Annotated in this window: 1 pseudogene; it reads right to left on the bottom strand. The window is 65.0% G+C overall.

Annotated elements, in window-relative coordinates:
- Positions 1 to 534: pseudogene (locus ETD86_RS54600) on the bottom strand (hypothetical protein); the annotation flags it as partial.
- Positions 535 to 777 lie beyond the last annotated feature (243 nt).

The following is a 777-nucleotide window of genomic DNA, read 5'->3' as shown; positions in this document are numbered from 1 at the left end:
CAGGTAAACAGCCCCCTGCCCACCACGTCCGAGCGACTTGAGGACCCGGTAGTGCCCGATCCACTCAGGCTCACCCGGCCGCCGTTGATGGCTTGGCGCCGTGGTCCGCTGCCGCAGATCCACCTGCTGTATGGGCTGCATGCGCTGTTGATGATGCTGTGGCTGCCGGTATCGCTGGTGCCCTGGGTGCTGCACGGGCACCGTGAGCCGCGCGCGCACCATCATGGGGACCAGAATCCCGGAGTGGATGACACCCCCGATCCAGGTGACGAGGAGCCCCACGGTCACCAGCCCGCCTAGTGACGCGGGGATGTCGTCGACGTTCTCGTACGCGATCAACGGGATCATGAAGAGGCCGACGCAGACCAGGTAAACGCAGGCCGCGACGGCCTGGAACACGCTACGCAGCCAGAACGCCGCGAACCCGATGGAGAACGGGGTCGCCAGCCCGCACGTGAACAGGGGCAGGCAGGCCCACGCGACGGCGGCCGCCCACGCCCCGCCACTGGGACGGACTGGATGGCTGTGCTGCATGGCCGAGAGACTATCGCCCTACCGCGGTTCATACCGGGCATGTCCTCAGCTTGTGGATAACCTCCCGCGAACCTGTGGATGGCTGTGGAAAAACTGGGGACCATGTGCTTGCCTTCACCTGGGCGGCCAAGTGCGACATGATGTTGAATATGGGGAGGATTCCTGGAGTCGGACTGGCAAAGGGGTTGTCGATCACCCTTCGCCACATGCTGCGCCGATCGGTGACGCAGCAATATCCCGAGG

Origin of the sequence: Nonomuraea turkmeniaca (assembly GCF_005889735.1) — a bacterium.
Taxonomy (GTDB): Bacteria; Actinomycetota; Actinomycetes; order Streptosporangiales; family Streptosporangiaceae; genus Nonomuraea; species Nonomuraea turkmeniaca.
This window is presented reverse-complemented; position numbering and strand designations above follow the sequence as displayed.